The 387-nt window shown below is 62.8% G+C and carries 1 pseudogene; it reads left to right on the top strand.

What is annotated here, in order from left to right:
- Positions 1 to 387: pseudogene (locus tag EOC93_RS33905) on the top strand (FAD-binding oxidoreductase); the annotation flags it as partial.

Below are 387 nucleotides of genomic sequence, written 5' to 3'. Positions count from 1 at the left end.
TCGTCACGGAGCAGGGCACTATCATCGCCGAGCATGTCGTCAATGCCGGCGGGCTGTGGGCAAAGTAGCTCGGCCGCATGGCCGGCGTCGATCTGCCGGTGACGCCGATGGAGCACCATTATTTCATCACTGAGGACATTCCCGAGATCGCGGCGCTGGACAGTGAAATCGGCATCGCCGTCGATCTCGACGGCTTTTCGTATCTCAGGCAGGAGCGCAAGGGCGTGCTGCTTGGCGTCTATGAGCAGAACCCGAAGCACTGGAACATGGATGGCGCGCCATGGGACTACGGCATCGAGCTGATCCCGGAAGACATCGACCGCATCAGCCCCGAACTCGCCAAGGCGCACGAGCGCTTTCCTTGCCTGGCGACGGCCGGCAGCCGCA

Origin of the sequence: Mesorhizobium sp. M6A.T.Ce.TU.002.03.1.1 (assembly GCF_003997275.1) — a bacterium.
Classification (GTDB): domain Bacteria; phylum Pseudomonadota; class Alphaproteobacteria; order Rhizobiales; family Rhizobiaceae; genus Mesorhizobium; species Mesorhizobium mediterraneum.
The sequence above is the reverse complement of the archived record's forward strand: the minus strand, read 5'-3'. Positions and strand labels throughout refer to the sequence as shown.